An 810-nucleotide genomic window follows, 5' to 3' on the forward strand; every position below is an offset into this window, starting at 1 on the left:
GCTACTATCATTCGCGATTTAGGAGTAGAAGCCTACCCTCATAAGGCTGATGCGGCGACTTATGAGGGGGTCGAGAGTTTTTGGACCTTTGTAAGTGAACTAAAACGTCCAGTTGAAGCTGCTGTTCTTAATGTTGGTATAGGTCTTGGAGGGGCCTTTACTGAAACAGATCTTGAAGATGAGCTAAGGCTCATCTCTATTAACATCTCAGGAACGGTTCATATGGCAAAACGAGTAGTAAATCATATGCTCCCGAATGGTAGAGGTAGAATCCTCATCGTTTCATCCATATCTGCAACTCAGCCAACCCCTTATGAGACTGTGTACGGTCCATCAAAAGCATTTGGTTTTTCGTTTGCAGAGTCTCTGCGCGAGGAGCTACGCGAAACAGGAGTTACCGTCACAGCCCTACTACCTGGCGCAACAGATACCAACTTTCATTCTAATGCAGGAATGGATTCTAGCAAAATCGGCGCTTCAAAGAAAAATGATAAAGTTCTTGTGGCTAAACAAGGCTATGAAGCACTTATGAATGATGAAGACCATGTCATAGGTGGTGACGAAGAAACAAAGCAGCAAGCCATAGAGAATCGAACTACCCCTGAGACAGTGAAAGCAGCTCGCCATGCTAAACAAGCACGCCTTCAGAACTGAGTGTGTTCATCCTACAATTCATTCTGTGAATGATGTAGTTAAAGCCAAAGATTAGCGAGCAATTATACTCTTCAAGAGATGTGCATAATGCAATCCTTTGAAGAAGTAAAAAACCATTAAGTATAGACTATCCGCTTGCTCTTATACACATCTGAC

At 43.1% G+C, this 810-nt stretch carries 1 protein-coding gene; it reads left to right on the forward strand.

What is annotated here, in order from left to right:
- Positions 1–654 (forward strand): SDR family NAD(P)-dependent oxidoreductase (locus RB298_RS01255; RefSeq protein WP_486045375.1); only part of this gene is annotated, 654 nt, incomplete at its 5' end.
- Positions 655–810: the final 156 nt, after the last annotated feature.

This window comes from Priestia sp. BR_2 (genome assembly GCF_041954005.1).
Taxonomy (GTDB): domain Bacteria; phylum Bacillota; class Bacilli; order Paenibacillales; family Paenibacillaceae; genus Paenibacillus_AQ; species Paenibacillus_AQ lautus_A.